Raw genomic sequence first — 18,498 nt, forward strand, 5'->3', positions numbered from 1 at the left:
CTCACACACCGATACACATAAATGACGCCAAAACGGGGTTTACCCTGTTCCAGGAGGGGGCGGCCACTTCGGCGGCAAAGGCGGCCTCACGCAGTTGCGCTTCGTTCGTCGTGATCAACTTACGATGGGACTTGCACCCACAGGAGTGCGCCCATGCTGGGCGCACCAAAAAAGGCCGCGCATCGGCGTGGCCTCGGAGCGGGCGCGCAGCGCGCTCAGGCCGCGTACCTGGCCGCCAGGCGGTTCATATTGCCCATCGACAGGCGGTGCATCTCGATCAGCGCGATCAGGCCGTTGCGGTGCAGCTGCAGCACCTTGTCGTCGGGCAGCTCGCCGTACTTCTTCTCGTCCAGCGCGAGGAAGCCCTCGACGTCGATCTTCTCGCCGTTGGGCAGGGTGGCCTCGAAGCGCATGTCCTGCAGCAACTCCATCTCGACGAGCAGGTTGCAGATCAGGCGGGTGCGCTCGGCTTCCTGCTCGAAGTTCTCGAGGAAGTTCTTCGCATTGGTCAGGAACTCGGTCGGCTGGCCGTCCTTGAACAGGGCTTCGCCGGTCGTGTCGTTGAAGCCGGCCCACTGGCTGTCGAAGCAGACGGCGAGGTTGTTGGCATTGCCGTCCAGGCGGGCCATCGCGAAGGGGTAGCGGCGCACATAGGCGGGCACATAGCCGCCGGTCCAGTTGCCGTCCTGCACATAGAGGTTGGAGCCGGGCTTCAGGCCCAGCACGGCCAGCGGCGCCACGGCGGGCTTGCCCTCGGGGCCGCCCTCGCCGGCGCGCACGAAGACGATGGGGTATTCCTTGCAGGCGTCGCCGAACTCGACGGCGGCCAGGAAGACCGAGTTCTGGTCGGCCACGCGGCCGACGACGGTCTTGCCCGTGTCCAGCTTCAGGTTCTTGTGGGCCTCGCGGTCCAGCGGCTGCAGCTCGCCATACATCGGGGGGTTGCTCATGTTCTCTCTCCAGGTTCTTCGGCCAGACGACTGACCAGCACTTTGTCCACACGCTTGCCGTCGAGATCCACGACCTCGAATCTCCACGCGTCCCACTCCACGACATCGGTCGTGCGCGGCAAGCGCCCCAGCAGCAGCATGATCATGCCGGCCAGGGTGTTGTAGCGCCCACGGTCCTCTTCGGGCAGTTCCTTCAGGCCCAGGCGGTCCTTCAGCTCGGGCACGGGGATCAGGCCGTCGATCAGCCAGCTCCCGTCCTCGCGCTGCACCGCCCAGGCGTCGCCGTCGCTCGGGGCGTTGAACTCCCCGGCAATGGCCTCCAGCACGTCGCGCACGGCGATGACGCCCTGCACCTCGCCGTACTCATCGACGACGAAGACCAGCGGCGCGTCCGACACGCGGAAATGTTCGAGCAGCTCCATGCCCGACAGGGTCTCGGGCACGAACAGCGGGGCCTCCAGCCCCTCGGTCAGGTCCAGCGGCTGGCCGTCCAGCAGCCGCGCGAGCAGGGCCGGCGCCGAGGCCACGCCCAGCACGTCGTTCAGCCCGCCGCGGCAGACCGGATAGCGGCTGAAGCCGTGCTCGCGCAGCACGGCCAGCACCTCGGCCGGCGTGGCCTCGGCGTCCAGCCAGGCGATCTCGGCGCGCGGGATCATCATCGAGCCGATCTGGCGCTCGTCCAGCCGGAACACATTGCGCACCATCTGGTGCTCGTGCTCCTCGATGACGCCGGCGTCCAGGCCCTCCTCCAGGCTGGCGGCGATCTCCTCCTCCGTCACGCCGCGCGAGCCGCGGTTGCGCAGGCCCAGCAGGCCCAGCGTCGCCTCGGTGGAGAAGCTCAGCGTGCGCACCAGCGGGCGCGCGGCGATGGAGATGAAGTTCATCGTCGGCGCCACCAGGCGCGCCACCGTCTCGGGGTAGATCTGGCCAATGCGCTTGGGCACCAGTTCGCCGAAGACGATGGTCAGCAGCGTGATGATGACGACGACCAGGGCCGTCGACGCGATGTCGGTCGCATGCGGGTTCAGGTGGAAGGTCTCGGTCAGCCAGCGCGACAGCGGGCCGGAGAAGGCCGCATCGCCGACGATGCCGTTCAGCACGCCGATGCCGGTGATGCCGATCTGCACCGTGGACAGGAAGCGGGTCGGGTTGTCGTGCAGGTCCATCGCGGCCTGCGCGCCGCCATCGCCGCTTTCCACCATCACCTGCAGCCGCGCCTTGCGGCTTGCGGTCAAGGCCATTTCCGACATCGCGAACAGGCCGTTGAGAAGGATCAGAAAGAGAACGAGAGCGGTGTCCATCGAAGGCGCCGGAGCGGGAAAACCCGTGGCGCGTGGGCAAAAACGAAGCCAGTCAGACTATCAGATGCCCATGACGGCGCCCATCGCACATTCCCGAGGGCGGCCCGGTCGCCCCGCTTCGCGCCGACCAGCCCGCCGGCAGCGGATGCGGCCTTAGCATCGCGCCCTCCATCTCCCCCCGCCCATGAACTACCTGATCGGCGACGTCCAAGGCTGCTGCGATGCCCTCGAACGTCTGCTCGCCCTCATCGACTTCTCGCCCTCGCGCGACCGGCTCTGGCTGCTCGGCGACCTCGTCAACCGCGGGCCGCAGTCGCTGGCGACGCTGCGCAGGCTCCAGGCCCTCGGCGACGCGGCCAGCTGCCTGCTCGGCAACCACGACCTGCACCTGCTCGCCATGGCCCACAGCGTGCGCCACACCCACCGCGGCGACACGCTGGACGACATCCTCGCCGCACCCGACCGCGCGGTCCTGATCGACTGGCTGCGCCGCCAACACCTGGCCCTGTTCGAGGCCGGCTGGCTGATGGTGCATGCCGGCGTCGTGCCGCAATGGAGCCGCGACGACGTGCTCGCCGCCGCAGCCGAGGTGCAGGCCGTGCTGCGCGGCCCGGACCTGCCCGACTTCCTGCACGCGATGTACGGCAACGAGCCCGCCCGCTGGGATCCCGGCCTCGCCGGCGACGCCAGGCTGCGCTTCACGGTCAACGTGCTGACGCGACTGCGCTTTTGCACCGCCGACGGCGCGATGGACTTCAAGACCAAGGACGGCGCCGACGCGGCACCGGCAGGCTACATGCCCTGGTTCGACGCGCCGGGCCGGCGCACGGCCGACGTGCCCGTCGCCTTCGGACACTGGTCGACGCTGGGCCTGCTGGACCGGCCCAATCTGCTGGGGCTGGACACCGGCTGCGTCTGGGGCGGCCAGCTCACCGCCGCGCGCGTGGACGGCCCGACCCGGGAGATCATCCAGGTGCCCTGCGAACAGGCGCAGAGGCCGGGCGCCTGAGCCAGGCCCCGTAGAATGCGCAGCCCTCGGAAGCGTGGGAGAGTGGTTTAATCCAGCGGTCTTGAAAACCGCCGAGGCCGTGAGGTCTCCGTGAGTTCGAATCTCACCGCTTCCGCCACTTCTTTTAGGTGTGCCAGTACATGGCCGCGGCCGTTGCCGCCGGACTCTTGTTCCAGTGCGGCTACGACGATCCAGCTTACTGGGTCCTCACCCAGTTTTTGAGCCATAAGCCCAGCTATACCTGGGCTTAGGTGCCCTCGACTCTTTGCCGTTGGCAGTGTTGAGCGTGCTAGCTGCAGCTCTCGTGTCCAGTGTGCGAGCGTGCCTTGTTGCAGCGCTTGGTCGAGCAGGTCCATCGTGGATCGCATGTGCTGTCTGGGTGGTCGCAATAGGTGAGCATGTTACGTGGTCTCTTGTTCGCACATTGCGAGCTGTGGCATATGGTGGCGTTGCTCGCAATGTGCGAGCTTCACCATTGAGGTGCTATATGGAATCCATCATCCAAATCCTGAAGCTCAACGATCTGAAGTCCGGCGTCAGCCGCAAGACCGGTAATCCCTACGAAATGCAGGACGCCGAGTGCCTGCTGCTCAAGGAAGACGGTTCCATCGATCAGGTCGGCGTCCTCCAGGTCCCGAAGTCTCTGCGCGACAAGGCCCTTCCCGGTGTCTATACGGGCTCCTTCGCCCTGCATTCGAACTTTGCCAGCCGCCGCATCGAAGCCGTCCTGACCGACCTGACCCCCGTCCCGCCCGGCACTTACGGCACCCCGAAGGCTCCGAATCCCGCCAAGCAGGCCTGATCGTGGCGGCGTTGGTTGGCGCGTCCCGGTGGTTCTTGAAGAGCCCCGCTCTGTGCGTCACGCCTTCCTCAAGACCTGTATTGGGGAGGGGCCCGCTTTGCGGGAGGGGCGAAGCCCTTCGGGGGCTGGGGTGCAACCCCAGTCTTTGCTGGGCCGTCGCCGATTCCAAGTCCGCGCGTTGATTCCCGGCCTGGCCAGGCGTGGTGCACCGGCCGGGCCTCCTTCAATCGCACCGTGAAAGGTTCTTCATGAACAAGTCCATCGTTCGCGGCCTCCTGGCCGTCGGCGCCCTGGTGGCCTCGGCCGCCGCCTCTGCTGCGGTGACTGACATCACCGCGCAGATCACTGCCACGCAGACCGATGCGCTGGCCGTGGCCGGCGGTCTGTCCACCCTGGCCCTCGCGGTCTGGGGCGCGAACTACATCCGCCGCAAGTTCTTCGGTCGGTGACCCGTGGACGGGCTCGGCTTCGGTGCGGTCTGCTACCGCGACTCTGCGGAGTTGGCCGCTTCGGCCTGCTCGTCCATCTCCGGCGTCACTGGCGCCGGAGTCGCCTCCTGCTCTAACCCGGCAGTTACGGGCACCGTCTTGACCTACACCCTGCGCGTCGATTCCGCGTCGGGCACCTCGACGAGGGCCGTAACCGTCGACCTCCAGCCGTGCGAGCCGCAAGATATCCAGACCTGGGCACCGGCGCTCGCCGCCTGGCTCAGCGCCCTGGTCGCCATCCTTTGCGCTCGCATGGTCGTCACCAGGATGTTTAACCGTGACTCTTCCGTATGACCTGGGCAAGCCTCATCGCAATCGTGCTCGTCGCTGGGCTCATCTGGTTCTCTGTGCAGGGCTGGGACTAACCCTCACCGCGCACGCCGGCTCGGATTTCGTTCTCATGAACGGCGCTCCGACAACGGTGCCGCTGCCTGGCGGCGGCTGGAAAGTCATTCCGCCCGCGCCGGGCTCGTCGCCCGATGCGACGCGTATCTGGCTCGGCCGAATGGTCAACGGCACGACAAGTGTCGAAGAGGCGCTCCAGATTGCTGGCCGTGGAGGCGCCGTTCCCGCTCGTGTTCAGCAGGTCGTCAAGGTCGCGGACGCGGCCGGCGCGGTGGCCCGCTGCTTGAAGGCGCCTGTCGTTTGCGCCGCGATTGCGGCCGGCGTGGCTGCCGGGGCGTACTACTTCTACCGGAAGTACGGCGTCAAGCCGGATGGCAATGGTGGCCTCGTTGCCGATCCAGGCCAGCCGCAAGAGCAGCACCCGAAGTACAACTGTGGCGTTTCGCCGGACGGTAAGTCGAGCTTCGATGGGACGTCTCCAGAAGCCGCGTGCAAGTTGGCTATCAAGTTTTACGATTACGACTACGTCGACGTAAATGGTGCACATCGTTGGAGAGTTAGCACGCTCACTTCGTGCACGCCTACGGCTTGCACGTTTGACTATTCGGTCGGTAGTTCGCGGCCCGGTTATCCGACGATTTCCGATGGTTCTACGGCCACGATTCCAGTGGCGCAGGTTGGCACGATTGGGCTTTGCCCTGCGGTGGTTAATTTCTATGACCCGGCCTACAGCACTCCCGGTGGCCCACCCGGACCGGATGGGCTGTGTCCGACCGGGAACTATTCGCAGCCGGTCACGGTTGAAGAGGCTCAGCGCCGCGTCATCGTCTACCCGCCGCCTGACGACGACACGGCGCTGCCTGGTGCCCTTCGTGAGGCGGTCGAGCATGGTCAGGCGGTGCCCTCGACCATTAGGACGACTGGTCCCGCCACACAAACTGGTCAGCCGGTTTCGACGACGACAACAGATGCAAAAGGAACGTCAACGTCCACGCAGACGCCTACCTACTCGTATCACTATGACGGCGACCAGATTACTTACGACACGACCGTGACGACGACCGTCATCAACAATGACGGCTCTACGTCGTCCAGCAGCACGACGACATCTGGCCCCAGTCCGGACAAGGAACCTAAGGACCCTTGCGACCTTCACCCCGAGCGCGTTGGCTGCATGGGCCTTGGCTCGCCACCCGACGACACGGTGAAGAAAACCCAAAGCCAACTTTCGTGGCAAACCGAGTCTCTCGGCTTCGGTGCATCTTGTCCCTCTGACCTCGTGATCCAGCAGCGTACTGGTCCTGCCATCACCCTCACCTATCGCGACGCCTGCGATACCGCGACAAGGCTCAAGCCTCTTGTGATCGCAGCCGGCGCCCTGGTCGCGCTCTTGATGGTCACCGCAGCGCTGAGGAACGCGTGATGAACGGCCTTCTTGCTGCAATCGCTAGTCTCGCCGCGCCCATGGCCGCTCGCGTCCTGGCGTCGCTTGGGTTCGGCGTCGTCAGCATCATTGGCGCATCGCTTGCCGTCGATCAGATCAAGGGCTTGGTCTTGATGTCTCTCGGCTCCGTGCCGACGGCCATCATGCAGATTGCCGGCCTTGCTGGCTGCTGGACAGCCCTCGGCATGGTCTTCGGCGCGGTGACATTCACGGTGACCCTGTTCGGCTTGACGAAGGCCGTCCGTCTCGCGGGCCTGGGCTGACATGGGCGTCCACAATCTCGTCACTGGCCTGAACGGCCACGGCAAGACCCTCTTCGTCGTGGCGACGAAGCTCCGGCCGCTCGCTGACCAGACCGTCAACTACAAGGGCCGCGACATCCCCCGCCGCCTGGTCAACGGCGGCATCCCGGAGCTGCTGCTCGACCATGAGTTGATGGAGGTGCCGGAGATCGATCCCGAGGTCTTCGTCGATGAGTGGGCCACTGCCCTGCGCAATCCCAGCGACCCGCCCATTCAGTTCGTGCGAAGAGTCGTCGTCAACTCGAAGAGCCAGGCGCTCGGCTGGGTGGCCTGCGGTCCCGATGACGACGGTGCAGAGCCGAACATCTGCACCGCGGTCAATTGGTGGACCTGGTGCGCGCCTGGCGATGTGATCGTCATCGATGAATGCCAGCGCCTCTTCAGGCCAATGGCCAGCGGTCGGCGCATCCCAAAGTTCATCGCGCAGTTGGAGACAGCTCGGCATTACGGCGTTGAGTTCATCTACATGACTCAACATCCGCAGCTTCTCCATGTCAACGTTCGCAACCTTGTTGGCCCTCATGAGGATGTGCGCCGCATCTTCGGCACGGCCAGGTGCATGGTGTACCAATGGGACAAGGTGTCGAATCCCGACCGGATCAACAAGGCCACCGGTCGGATGTGGCAGCACGACAAGACGGCTTATGGCCTCTACAAGTCGAGTCAGCTCCACAACAAATTTTCGATGAGGTTGCCGCTGGCGGCCTTCGTCCTCATCCCCGCGCTGATCGGTACCGGCTACTTCTTCTGGTGGTTGGTGTGGGGCAGGTCGCACCATGCGCCGGCTCCGGGCGCCCCTGCGGCCGTTTCGACGGCTGCGGCGCCGTCTACCCCCCCGCAGCCTGCGCAAAACGCCTCTGGCGCCTCGCCAGGTGGTCGCACGGGCTCAGCCTGGCCGGTCACGGAGGCTGACGCGTATCGGCTGGACCGTGAGCCCTATGCCGGCCGTGGCCTTCAGATCGAAGGCGGCTATGAGGTCAACGGCAAGCCCGTGGCCTACTTCGGGCTCGTGCAGGATGGCCAGCGCATCGCTACCGTCACGCTTGCTGAACTTGTGCACGCTGGCTACTCGTATACGGCCGTGGCTCCATGTGCCGGCCTGCTGCGTTTCGGTGATCGGGAGCGCGTGCTGAGCTGCGGCCAGCGCGGCGTCGTTGAGCGCGCCGCCTCGCCTGCGGCCGCGGCGTCCTCGGGGTCCGTGACATGACGCCCTGCCGCTGCCTGGTGGCGGGGGTATGCGGCTGCAAGGCCCCATCTAGACCTCGGCCCTCCGCCGCAGTCCGCTGCCTGCCGCGTGCCCTGCGCTGCGCATGCGCCCGCTGGTGCCCCGCGCCATCAAGACTGGATTCGGGCGCGCTGGCGCAGCCGGCGGCTGAGCAGCGCGAGGACGGCGGCGCGCAGCGCCGCCTATATTTATCTCTAGGACACTTTGGAACACACAGGCTGTCGTGGCGCTGCCCGGCCTGTGAAGGCAAGGGATTTGATGACCTTGGCCGCTGCGAAGAGTGCTGCGGCTGGGGTTGGTTCCTCTGGCCCGAATCGGACGCCCATGGGACGTTTTTGTGGCTCCGGTGAGCCTCTGGGTCCAGCCCGACCTGTTCGGCGGCCCTGACGTTGTTTTAGGCCCCTGCATGGGGCAAAAGAAAACCCCCGCGACTTCTGCAAAAAGTCCGGGGGCGGTGACTGAACGAAAAGTAGGAGGCACGTCCAGTGCTAAAAAATGTAGCAGGCATCTGGTTCGAAAGCAAGCCAGCCGAGGATGAGTGGGTTGTTCGGACCTATCAGTTGGGCAATGGCCACAAAGAGGCCGTCATCTCGCGCCCTACGGTCTGGCAAGAGGTGCCCCCGCACCTCCAGCAGCTGTTTGGTGATGACTGGCAGCAAATGGCCGACCGTGATCGCGAGGAAAAGGCTGATGAGCGCCGCGAGGCAAACCGTCAGCGCGCCGCGCGTCGCGCAAAGACCCGCGTTCGTCGCTCGGTGAAAGTCCTGGGCCTCGACGCCCTCCTGACCCTCACCTACCGCGAGAATCAGACCGACCTGGCGCTCTGTAAGCGGCATATGAAGGAGTTCGTTCGCCGCATCCGCCGCGCTCTCCCTGGCTTCGTCTACGTTGCCGCTTTTGAGCGGCAGAAACGCGGTGCTTGGCATGTGCATATGGCTGTCCACGCTTTGCCGCGCCAGCTTGCTGCTGCCAACGGTGTCAAGGTAAAGAGTTTTCCTGTCGTGCTCGCGATCTGGCGTAGCGTTACTGGGGATCTTGGTGGCTCAATTAATCAGAAGCTTCGTAAGCGCTGGTCGCAGCGGTCTGTCGGCAAGCTCGCGGCCTACCTCTCAAAGTACATGCTCAAGGCCTTTGAGGACGGTGACGACTGGTCGAACCGCTACAGCGGTAGCGCCGGTATCGAGATACCTGAGGCCGTCCGTATGCGTTTCCGCGATGCCCAGCTCGCCGAGCTGATTGGGCTTGTCTTTGACGATGTGGCCGCTGGTCCCTGCGAGCTCATGACCTGGCTCTCTCGCTGGGGCGATGTGTTTTTCCTGTCGACCGAGGGCCCACCTATTTCGTAACGCGTGCCGAAAGTGGCTTGACCTTCTCGGCCTTCACGCGCCGATTGATCTTGTAGCAGTCTAATTCGTAACGCGTTGCGAGTTCGGCCAGCAGCTCTTCAGCGCGGTACTTGGCGCCCTCGCTGAGGTCCGTGTCTGGCGGGCGTCGGTCGAGCTGGTCGAAGCAGTCAACAAGCTGCTTCATTATCGTAACGCGTGACAGGTCGCGGGCGTTGTTGTCGTACCGTTCCTCGGCCAGGCGTTCTCGATAGGCTTTCTGGCGCTCTGCCGGCGTCATGGCTCTTTCACCGACTGGCGGCCGGCCTCGGCGCCCCAGTCCCGGGAGTTCCTTTGTCTTCTTGTCCTCGGCTTGCTTCATTTCGTCACCCGTTGCGATTCGATGGGTGAACTATAGAGTATCGCAACGCGTTACGCTAATTGTATTTAGCTAACGCGTTACGCAATTGATAGCTATATCGTAACGCGTTATCGAATCAGGATGCGCGCTACATAGGCGGCGGCAACGATGAGTGCGATCACGCAGGCGGCCCGTGTCCAGAACTCCGTCCACGCGGTCTGCTTCTGCTGCTGTCCTAGGTTGATTCGGAACTTGGCGCGTTCTTTGTAGCCGGTTCGCTTGCGCAGTTCGTCTCTGTACCAGTCACGGTCTTCGATTCCCATTGGTCCCTCCAGTCAAGCCGCTAGGGTACAGGGGGTTTCTGTTGCGTTGGCCATACGCGTTTTTCTTTGGATTGGTCTGGCCCTGGTTTGATTAGGGTCGCCTCGGGGGGTTTAACTACAGTGCTGATCGGATATGCCCGTGTGTCTTCTAGCGAACAGGAAACGACGCTGCAGCGTGACGCTTTGCGACGCGCAAAGGTTCGCCGGATCGTTGAGGAAAAGCGTAGCTCGCTGAAGTCGCGGCCAGCGCTTGAGGTCCTTCTGGATGGCCTTCGGCCGGGCGACGTTGTGCTGGTCTATAAGGTGGACAGGTTCGCGCGGTCTCTGGCAGATCTGCTGCGCATCCTGGATCGGATCGAGCGGGCTGGCGCTGGCTTTCGTAGCCTCACGGAGCCCATAGACACGGGCTCACCGGCTGGCCGGATGATGATGCACCTGCTCGGCGCCTTCGCTGAGTTTGAGCGGTCAATGATCCGGGAGAGAAGTATGGCTGGCCAGGGTGCTGCCGCCGCGCGGGGTGTCCACTGCGGTCGGCCGCGCTCACTGTCCTCCGCTGTGGAGGCGCAGGTTTACCGAAAGTGGGCTTCGGGTGGGTACACCATGACCGAGCTGGCGGCCTCGCACGGTGTTCACCTGTCGTCAATCAAGCGGGTCATCTTGCGACGGGAGCGCCCCGATTCGCCGGCTGTAGCGCGGCGCGACTGGCAAAACGAAGGGGCCTAACGGCCCCTTTCTGTTGTTTTTTTCGTTGGTGTTTTTACCCTCTTGACTGGTTCGGAAATCACCGCTTCCGCCACAAGCCCATCGCAGCCGTGCGGCTCCTGCGACTTGAAGCATTGACTTGCGCCTGATGCAGGTCTTAAGTTCATTTCGCAGGGGCAAACCTTAAGTTCAACGGTGCCGCAAGGGCTGTTTTCTTTTCAGCGTGCGCACATCGCCGGTACCTGGCTTGCCGCCGCGGACCGAAAGCCGACTGGTTCGAAGGGGCGTTGCAATCATTCCATGCCGGCCGTGCCGCGCTGGGGAATGAAGCTCCCGAGGCAGGTGGCGGTTGAGCACGCCGCCGAGTTTGTCGAGCGCTGGCCACAACCGTCCGAGGCTGAAGCCAAATGGTCAAGCTGGCTTCGGCAGGCAACTGGACTGGTCGCCACAGTCAGCCAGCCAACGATCGCAACTGGCTGCTGCCGCATAGCCGCCCCGCCGTAGAGGGCGCAGTGAGCCGCGATCCGGCCTCGCCGCCAAAGCGCTCACTGCGTCGCTTCGCCTGGCGAGCACTTGGATTGCCACGCCGCATCAGAGGCCCAGATCAGCGGCCGATCTGCACCCAGGCGAGTTCCAGCCAGTTGTCCGGGCGGTGCACCGGCGTCACGTTCGCCTGCGCCGCCCAGGGGATGACCTGGCGGTGCAGCGGGATCACGTTGACCTGCTCGCGCAGCGCCGCCAGCGCGCCGCGGATCTGGGTCTCGCGCTTCTTCGGGTCGGGCTCGACGCTGCTCTGCGCGGCCAGCGCATCGGCACGGTCGTTGCGGAAATCGCCGTAGTTGTAGTCGCCCACGCCTTTCTCGCCGCGGTTGCGGTAGAGCGGCGTCAGCGCCGTCTCGGCGTCCGTCACGCTGCCGCCCCAGCCATACATGTAGAGGCTGGTGTCCAGCTTCTCCAGCTTGGGGAAATAGAGCGCCCGCGGCATCGCGTTGACCTTGACCTTGACCTTGAGCTGGGCCCACATCGCGGCCAGCGCGATGCAGATCTGCTCGTCGTTGATGTAGCGGTTGTTGGGGCAGTCCAGCGTCACCTCGAAGCCATCGGCAAAGCCTGCCTCGGCCATCAGCCTGCGGGCAGCGGCCAGGTCGTAGGGCAGGCGCGTCTGCAGCGCGGGATCGTCGAAGGAGGCGTTGGCCGACGGCGTCAGCCCGCCGGTGGGGGTGGACAGGCCTCTCATCAGCTTGCTGCGCAGGGCCTCGATGTCGATGGCCTGGTAGAGGGCGCGGCGCACGCGCTGGTCCTTGAAGGGGTTGCGGTTGCCGGGCACGTTGCCGTAGAGCAGCCTGTCGCGCGCCTGGTCCATGCCGATGAAGACGAGGCGGTTCTCCGGGCCGTCGATGATCTTCACGCCGGCCGTGTTGCGCAGCCGGGCCACGTCGCGCGGCGCCGGGTCGTGCACGAAGTCGACCTCGCCCGACACCAGCGCGGCCAGCCGCGTCGCGTCGCTGGCGATGGGCGTGAAGACGAGTTCCTGCACATTGCCCTCGAACTTGTTCCACCAGTTCGGGTTGCGCCTGAGCACGGTCCTGATGCCGGGCTGGCGGCTCGCCAGCATGAAGGGGCCGGTGCCGTTGGCGTTCAGCGCCGCGTAGCCCTCCTCCTTGTTCTTGAAGTCCAGCGGCTTGACGGCGCGATGGGCCTCGCACCATTTGCGGCTCATGATCCAGAGCTGGTCGATGTGCTGCAGGAAGACGGGGTTGAAGCTGGAGAGCTGGAAGTCCACCGTCAGATCGTCCGCGCGCCGGGCCACGCCCACGGCATTGGCGTAGTTGGCGATCTGCGAGGTCGGCTCCTTGGCGCGCTGCACCGAGAAGACGACATCGTCCGCCGTCAGCGGCGTGCCGTCGTGGAACTTCACGCCGGGGCGCAGCTTGAAGCGCCAGCTCAGCGGCCCGGTCTGGGACCAGGACGTGGCCAGGCCGGGCACCAGGGCCAGCTTGGCGTCGCGATTGGTCAGGCGCTCGTAGATCTGGCCGTTGACGACATTGGTCAGGCTCTCGTTCTGCGAGTGCGGGTCCAGCGTCTGCGGGTCGCCCGCACCGGCCCAGCGCAGCGTCTGCGCCGACGCGCCACAGGCCCATGCCAGCAAGGCCATGCCCAACCATCGCTTCATCACGGTTCTCCCGACTGCAGGGCGGCCAGTTTAGGAGGGCCCGGATGCCCCTGCGCCGGCGGCTAATTCTTGGGGTTCCAGAAGTCTTCCAGGTAGTTGAAGCCCCAGTTCTCGGGCGGCTCACGGCCGGCGATGCGGTCCGATGTGCCGGGGGCGGCGAGGTCCAGCAACTGCACCGGGATGGGCATGTTCGACTTGGTCGAATAGAAGACCTTGACCCGCGGCGCCACCAGCGACGCGGGGTTCTGGTCCACCACCACGGCCAGCCGGCCCGACTGCAGGCGCACCAGCGTGCCGGTCGGGTAGATGCCGACGCTCTTCACGAAGGCCTGGAAGACAGCCGGGTCGAACTGGCCCTTCCACTGCGCCATGCGCTGCAGCGAGCCGGCCGGATCCCAGGCCGCCTTGTAGGGCCGCGTGGATGTGATCGCGTCATAGACGTCGCAGACGGCGCCCATGCGCGCCAGCAGGCTGATCTGCTCGCCGGCCAGCTTGTGGGGGTAGCCGGTGCCGTCGATCTTCTCGTGGTGGTGCAGGCAGACGTCCAGCGCGGTGGCCGGCACCTTGGCGCCTTCCTTCAGCAGCTCCCAGCCGCGCTCCGGATGGCTGCGCATCACGCTGAACTCGGCATCGGTCAGCGAGCCGGGCTTGTTCAGCACCTCCAGCGGCATCTGCATCTTGCCGACGTCGTGCAGCAGCCCGGCCAGCCCGGCCTCGCGCGCCTCGGCGTCGCCCATGCCCATCTGCCGGGCCAGGGACACCATCAGGCCGCAGACGGCGACCGAGTGCATGTACGTGTAGTCGTCCCGCGTCTTCAGCCGGGCCAGGCTGATGAAGGCCGACGGGTTGCGCGCCAGCGACGACGCGACCTGCTCGACGATGGGCAGGCAGCTTTCCGAATCGATGGCATTGCCCAGGCGGGCCTCCGTGAACAGCGCCGTCACGGCCTGCCGGGAGCGGTGCAGCACCTCGGCCGCGCGGCCGATCTCGTCCTCGAAATGGGCATTGGGCTGGCGCGCGGCGGCCGGTGCAGCGGCCGGTGCCGCAGGCCGCGCGGGCACGGCCGCCGGCGCCGCCACGGGCCCGACATCGCATCCCCTGTCGACATCGATCCACACCGCCGCCACGCCGCTGGCCTTGAGCGCCGCCAGGTCGGCCTCCTCCGTCAGCACGAAGCTGGTCTTCCAGAACGGATGCGACAGCCAGGAGCCCTCGAGAGCCTGCAGGAACATCCCGAGCCTGGCTTCGGAGGTGGGAATCTTTTTCAACATTGCAAGCGCGACTCTCGCGCCGAGTATCCGCGCCATCGGCGGGACGCGGGAGCCGGCGAGCGTGCAGCCCTGCACGCTCGGCCCGCTTCCCAGCACCCAGCAAAAAGCCGCCCTCGCGGGGCGGCTCCTGGGCGGCGGCGCGGGGCCGGTCAGCGGAACTTGTTCTGCGGCACCGTGCGCAGCTCGCTCGGCAGCGAGGCGATGTAGGCGGCGATGGCCTTCAGCTCGGCGTTGCTGAACTGCTTGACCTGGCCGGCCATGATGGCGTTGCCGCGGCCGACATTGGGGTTGCCTTCGGTCTTGTAGGCCTTCAGCGCAACGCTCAGGTAGTCGGCATGCTGGCCGGCCAGCTTGGGGTAGCTGGGGTCGATGGGCTTGCTGAAGTTGGCGCCGTGGCAGGAGATGCAGGCGCCCTTCTTCAGCAGCTCGGCCACCTGGGCCGGCGCCTCGACAGGGGTGTCGGGCACGGCGGGCGCCTGGGCCTGCTGTTCATAGAAGGCGGCGACGTCGGCGATGTCCTGGTCGTTCAGCGAGCCGGCGATGCCGCGCATCGTCGGGTGCCTGCGCTCGCCCTTGGCATAGGCATGCAGGGCCGACGCGATGTACTTGGCGTTCTGGCCCGCGATCATCGGCACCTTGTGGATCTCGGGGAAGCTGGCCTGATAGCCCGCGATGCCATGGCAGCCGATGCACATCGCCACCTTCTTCTCACCCGCCTTCGCATCCTGAGCCTGGGCGGCAAAAGCGCCAAGCAGGGTGGCCAGGACGAACGACATCTTCAGCAGTTTTTTCATGTCTCGATGGGTGTCGGGTTCTTGAGCGGCGGCGATTATAGGAGGGCTCCTATACTGGTCCGGCCCCCTTCAAACCCCGGTTTTCCCCCATGAAATTCCAAGGTTCCGACCAGTACGTCGCCACCGCCGACCTGATGCTCGCGGTCAATGCCGCGGCCACGCTGCAGCGTCCGCTGCTCGTCAAGGGCGAGCCCGGCACGGGCAAGACCATGCTGGCCGAGGAGGTCGCGTCCGCCCTCGGCATGCCGCTGCTGCAGTGGCATATCAAGAGCACGACCAAGGCCCAGCAGGGCCTGTACGAGTACGACGCCGTCAGCCGGCTGCGCGACAGCCAGCTCGCCGGCATCGAGGGCAGCGAGCGCGTCAGGAACATCGAGAACTACATCGTCAAGGGCGTGCTGTGGCAGGCCTTCGAGGCGGACCGCCCGGTCGTGCTGCTGATCGACGAGATCGACAAGGCCGACATCGAGTTCCCGAACGACCTGCTGCGCGAGATCGACCGCATGGAGTTCTACGTCTACGAGACGCGCCAGCTCGTCAAGGCCCGGCACCGGCCGCTGGTCTTCATCACGTCCAACAACGAGAAGGAGCTGCCCGACGCCTTCCTGCGCCGCTGCTTCTTCCACTACATCAGGTTTCCCGACGCCGAGACGATGCGCAAGATCGTCGACGTGCACTTCCCGACCTTGAAGAAAGACCTGCTCGCCGCCGCGCTGAAGAACTTCTACGACGTGCGCAACCTGCCCGGCCTGAAGAAGAAGCCCAGCACGTCGGAGCTGATCGACTGGCTGAAGCTGCTCGTCGCCGAGGACGTGCCCGTGGACGCGCTGCAGGCCAGGGACGAAAAGGTCAGCATCCCGCCGCTGGTGGGCGCGCTCTTGAAGAACGAGCAGGACCTGACCCTGTTCGAGAAGCTGGTCTTCATGCAGAGGAACAACCGCTGATGCAGGCCGTCCTTCCCCTGACGCTGGCGGCAGGGCCGATCCGCCTCGTGCCGCTGGCGCTGGACCACGTGCCCGGCCTGCAGGCCGCGGCGGCCGACGGCGAGCTGTGGAATCTGCGCTTCTCCAGCGTGCCCGAGCCCGTGCAGACACGCGCCTATGTCGAGACCGCGCTCCGGGGCCAAGCCGACGGCCACCGCCTGCCCTTCGCCGTGCTGGACGCGGCCAGCGGCGAGGTGCTGGGCTCGACCAGCTATCACGACATCGTGCCGGCCATAGACCGCGTCGAGATCGGCTACACCTGGTATGCCCGGCGCGTGCAGCGCAGCGCCGTCAACACGACGGCCAAGCTGCTGCTGCTGAGCCATGCCTTCGAGACCCTGGGCGCGCAACTCGTGGGCTGGCGCACCGACAACTTCAACCACGCCTCGCAGCGCGCCATCGAGCGCCTCGGCGCCAAGCGCGACGGCGTGCTGCGCCACCACGCGCTGCGCCGCGACGGCACGGTGCGCGACAGCGTCATGTACAGCCTGACCGTGGGCGAATGGCCCGAGGTCAAGGCGCATCTGAACTGGCAGCTGAGCCGACCCCGCGCATGAAGCAAGCCGCCAAGGCCTTCGACGTCGACGCGCTCTGGGCCCTGGACCGCATCGGCGAGCCCAGCCTCGCCCCCGACGGCGCCCAGGCCGTGGCCGGCGTCACGCGCCACTCGATGGAGGCCAACAGGGCGCAGGCCAGCCTGTGGCTGTTCTCGACGCTGGGCGGCGCGCCGCGCCGCCTGACCGAGGCCGGCGAGAAGGACGGCAACCCGCAGTGGAGCCCGCGCGGCGACCTGATCGCCTTCACGGCCAGGCGCGCGCAAGGCGGCGCGGCCGACGAGGAGGCCCAGCTCTACGTCATCGCGCCCGATGGCGGCGAGGCGCGCCGCGTCGGCCAGGTGGCCACCGGCGTCGAGGCCTTCAAGTGGTTCCCGGACGGCCGGCACATCGCCTTCGTATCCTGGGTCTGGCCCGACCGCAGGGCCGCCGCTCAGGCCGAGGCGCTGAAGGACTTCAAGGCCCGCAAGGAAACCGCCTATGTCACCGACGCGGCCCTCTACCGCTTCTGGGACCACCACATCCCGATGGGCCGCGTGCCGCATCTGCATGTGATGGACCTGGCCACGGGCCGGGTGCGCGACCTGTTCGAGGGCACGGCCTGGGAACTCAGCCGCACCGAGCCGGATGCGAACGGCTTCGACATCGCACCCGACGGCCGCCGCATCGCCTTCTGCTTCGACCCGGCCACCGACAAGCGCACGGACGGCCGCTTCGCGCTGGCCGAGATCGACGTGCGCACGCGCCAGGCCCAGGTGCTGCTGCAGGACGCCGACTGGGACTTCGACGCGCCCTGCTACAGCCATGGCGGCGCCCATCTCGCCTTCCTGGCCAGCCAGCAGGCGCTCGGCCACAACCGGCCCCACCAGCTCGCCGTGCTGGACCAGCAGGGCCGCTGGGCCGTCTTCAGCGAGGACTGGGACCACGAAGTCGCCGCGCCGCTGCGCTGGGCCGCGGACGACCAATCCGTGCTGTTCGCCGCCGAGGACCGCGGCCGCCGCCATCTGTGGCGGTTCGGCCTCGGCGACCGGCTGGCCGAGCCCATCTTCGAGGGCGGCCATGTCGGCAGCTTCGCGCTCGCCGCCGACTTCGTCGTCATCAACCACGACAGCCTGCAGTTCCCGCCGCGGCTGTCCGTGCTCGGCGAGGACGGCCTGCGCCGCATGGAGGCGCTGAACGATGAGCGCCTGGCCGCCCACGCCTTCGGCCGCCACGAGGAAGTGATGATCACCGGCGCACGCGGCGACGCGGTGCAGATGTGGCTGGTCTATCCGCCCGGCTTCGACGCGAAGAAGAAGCACGCCGTCATGCAGCTAATCCACGGCGGTCCGCACACGGCCTTCGGCGACGGCTGGCACTGGCGCTGGAACCACCAGGTGTTCGCCAACGGCGGCTATGTCGTCGCCTGCGTGAACTACCACGGCTCATCGAGCTTCGGCTTCGAGTTCCTCGACTGCATCACCGGCCGCTGGGGCGAGTACGAGCTGCAGGACGTCGAGGCCGGCACCGACTGGCTGCTGAAGAAACGCTGGGTGGACAGGAAACGCGTGGTCGCCGCCGGCGGCAGCTACGGCGGCCATATGGTCGCGTGGATGAACGGCCATGTGGAGGCCGGCCGCTACCAGGCCTATGTCTGCCACGCCGGCTGCTACGACTGGCCGGCCATGGTCGCCGACGACGCCTACGACTGGCACCGCAAGGAGCTGGGCGCGGCCTGCTGGGACGACCCGGCCAAGGTGGCCGCGCAAAGCCCCGACACCTTCGCCAAGAACTTCAGCACGCCCACCCTCGTCATCCACGGCCAGCTCGACTACCGCGTGCCCGACGCCCAGGGCCTGGCCCACTACAACACGCTGAAAAGCCTCGGCGTGCCGGCCCGGCTGGTCTGGTTTCCCGACGAAAACCACTGGGTACTGAAAGCCCGCAACAGTCGACTCTGGTACGGTGAGTTCTTCGCCTGGCTGAAGAAGTACGCGAGCTGACATGAAACCCCTCGTCCAAGGAGTACCTTGGCCGGTCCCCCGAGGGGACGGCGATGCTCGCGGGGCTTGCCCCGCTCGCACATCGCCGGACGGGCCGGCTTGGGAGCGGCCCGGCGCTCGGCCCGCAGGTTTGATGCGCTGTGAATGGCGCGAGCGCTCAATGGAGC

At 66.2% G+C, this 18,498-nt stretch carries 19 protein-coding genes and 1 tRNA gene; 13 read left to right on the forward strand and 7 right to left on the reverse strand.

Annotated elements, in window-relative coordinates; translation table 11 throughout:
• Positions 1-215: 215 nt before the first annotated feature.
• Positions 216-950: a SapC family protein gene (locus tag NYP07_RS02355; RefSeq protein ID WP_268147007.1), complete on the reverse strand. Its 735-nt coding sequence runs from the start codon at positions 948-950 to the stop codon at positions 216-218.
• Positions 947-2,251: a hemolysin family protein gene (locus tag NYP07_RS02360; RefSeq protein ID WP_268147009.1), complete on the reverse strand. Its 1,305-nt coding sequence runs from the start codon at positions 2,249-2,251 to the stop codon at positions 947-949. Before NYP07_RS02360 ends, NYP07_RS02355 begins: the two co-directional genes overlap by 4 nt.
• 184 nt (positions 2,252-2,435) lie before the next feature.
• On the opposite strand from NYP07_RS02360, the gene NYP07_RS02365 reads away from it, so the two are divergent.
• The 9 genes from NYP07_RS02365 to NYP07_RS02405 all read left to right on the forward strand — a co-directional run bounded on the left by NYP07_RS02365 (position 2,436) and on the right by NYP07_RS02405 (position 9,212).
• On the forward strand, positions 2,436-3,260 hold the full coding sequence (locus NYP07_RS02365) for a symmetrical bis(5'-nucleosyl)-tetraphosphatase (RefSeq protein WP_268147011.1): 825 nt from the start codon (positions 2,436-2,438) through the stop codon (positions 3,258-3,260).
• 28 nt (positions 3,261-3,288) lie between these two features.
• A tRNA-Ser gene (locus tag NYP07_RS02370) sits at positions 3,289-3,378 on the forward strand.
• Between the two features lie 369 nt (positions 3,379-3,747).
• A complete protein-coding gene (locus tag NYP07_RS02375; protein WP_268147013.1) occupies positions 3,748-4,062 on the forward strand; it encodes a hypothetical protein in 315 nt (104 codons plus the stop codon).
• Between the two features lie 248 nt (positions 4,063-4,310).
• Positions 4,311-4,511, forward strand: a complete 201-nt coding sequence (locus tag NYP07_RS02380) for a major capsid protein (protein WP_268147015.1) — start codon at positions 4,311-4,313, stop codon at positions 4,509-4,511.
• A gap of 138 nt (positions 4,512-4,649) precedes the next feature.
• On the forward strand, positions 4,650-4,844 hold the full coding sequence (locus NYP07_RS02385) for a hypothetical protein (RefSeq protein WP_268147017.1): 195 nt from the start codon (positions 4,650-4,652) through the stop codon (positions 4,842-4,844).
• A gap of 106 nt (positions 4,845-4,950) precedes the next feature.
• Complete coding sequence (locus tag NYP07_RS02390) at positions 4,951-6,318, forward strand: virulence factor TspB C-terminal domain-related protein (RefSeq protein WP_268147019.1); 1,368 nt, start codon at positions 4,951-4,953, stop codon at positions 6,316-6,318.
• Positions 6,318-6,602: a DUF2523 family protein gene (locus NYP07_RS02395; RefSeq protein WP_268147021.1), complete on the forward strand. Its 285-nt coding sequence runs from the start codon at positions 6,318-6,320 to the stop codon at positions 6,600-6,602. Before NYP07_RS02390 ends, NYP07_RS02395 begins: the two co-directional genes overlap by 1 nt.
• 1 nt (position 6,603) lies before the next feature.
• The gene (locus tag NYP07_RS02400; RefSeq protein WP_268147023.1) at positions 6,604-7,848 is read left to right on the forward strand and encodes a zonular occludens toxin domain-containing protein; all 1,245 of its coding nucleotides are present in this window, start codon (positions 6,604-6,606) and stop codon (positions 7,846-7,848) included.
• Positions 7,849-8,351: 503 nt separating this feature from the next.
• Entirely contained in the window at positions 8,352-9,212 is an 861-nt protein-coding gene (locus NYP07_RS02405; protein ID WP_268147025.1) for a rolling circle replication-associated protein, read from the forward strand.
• Here NYP07_RS02405 and NYP07_RS02410 read toward each other — a convergent pair.
• Together NYP07_RS02410 and NYP07_RS02415 are read right to left on the reverse strand one after the other, a co-directional pair.
• Positions 9,202-9,570 carry a hypothetical protein gene (locus NYP07_RS02410; protein WP_268147028.1) on the reverse strand — a complete coding sequence of 123 codons (369 nt, stop codon included), beginning with the start codon at positions 9,568-9,570 and terminating at the stop codon, positions 9,202-9,204. The genes NYP07_RS02405 and NYP07_RS02410 overlap by 11 nt on opposite strands.
• 107 nt (positions 9,571-9,677) lie before the next feature.
• Complete coding sequence (locus tag NYP07_RS02415; RefSeq protein ID WP_268147030.1) at positions 9,678-9,872, reverse strand: hypothetical protein; 195 nt, start codon at positions 9,870-9,872, stop codon at positions 9,678-9,680.
• A 120-nt stretch (positions 9,873-9,992) separates the two neighbouring features.
• On the opposite strand from NYP07_RS02415, the gene NYP07_RS02420 reads away from it, so the two are divergent.
• Positions 9,993-10,595, forward strand: coding sequence for a recombinase family protein (locus NYP07_RS02420; RefSeq protein ID WP_268147031.1), 603 nt, complete (start codon positions 9,993-9,995; stop codon positions 10,593-10,595).
• Between the two features lie 583 nt (positions 10,596-11,178).
• Here NYP07_RS02420 and NYP07_RS02425 read toward each other — a convergent pair.
• The 3 genes from NYP07_RS02425 to NYP07_RS02435 all read right to left on the reverse strand — a co-directional run bounded on the left by NYP07_RS02425 (position 11,179) and on the right by NYP07_RS02435 (position 14,812).
• On the reverse strand, positions 11,179-12,747 hold the full coding sequence (locus tag NYP07_RS02425) for an ABC transporter substrate-binding protein (RefSeq protein ID WP_268147032.1): 1,569 nt from the start codon (positions 12,745-12,747) through the stop codon (positions 11,179-11,181).
• A gap of 62 nt (positions 12,748-12,809) precedes the next feature.
• On the reverse strand, positions 12,810-13,979 hold the full coding sequence (locus tag NYP07_RS02430; RefSeq protein WP_378990156.1) for an HD-GYP domain-containing protein: 1,170 nt from the start codon (positions 13,977-13,979) through the stop codon (positions 12,810-12,812).
• Between the two features lie 188 nt (positions 13,980-14,167).
• Complete coding sequence (locus NYP07_RS02435) at positions 14,168-14,812, reverse strand: c-type cytochrome (protein ID WP_378990158.1); 645 nt, start codon at positions 14,810-14,812, stop codon at positions 14,168-14,170.
• An 89-nt stretch (positions 14,813-14,901) separates the two neighbouring features.
• Here NYP07_RS02435 and NYP07_RS02440 point away from each other — a divergent pair, with 89 nt between their 5' ends.
• From NYP07_RS02440 to NYP07_RS02450, 3 genes are read left to right on the forward strand one after another with little or no spacing between them, the layout of a single operon-like run.
• A complete protein-coding gene (locus NYP07_RS02440; protein WP_268147035.1) occupies positions 14,902-15,756 on the forward strand; it encodes an AAA family ATPase in 855 nt (284 codons plus the stop codon).
• Positions 15,756-16,352 (forward strand): GNAT family N-acetyltransferase, encoded by a 597-nt coding sequence (locus NYP07_RS02445; protein ID WP_268147039.1) that lies wholly within the window; start codon positions 15,756-15,758, stop codon positions 16,350-16,352. The genes NYP07_RS02440 and NYP07_RS02445 overlap by 1 nt, the downstream gene beginning before the upstream one ends.
• A complete protein-coding gene (locus NYP07_RS02450; RefSeq protein ID WP_268147041.1) occupies positions 16,349-18,331 on the forward strand; it encodes a S9 family peptidase in 1,983 nt (660 codons plus the stop codon). The genes NYP07_RS02445 and NYP07_RS02450 overlap by 4 nt, the downstream gene beginning before the upstream one ends.
• The last annotated feature ends 167 nt before the right edge of the window (positions 18,332-18,498 follow it).

It is taken from the genome of Pelomonas aquatica (assembly GCF_026712205.1).
Classification (GTDB): domain Bacteria; phylum Pseudomonadota; class Gammaproteobacteria; order Burkholderiales; family Burkholderiaceae_C; genus Pelomonas; species Pelomonas aquatica.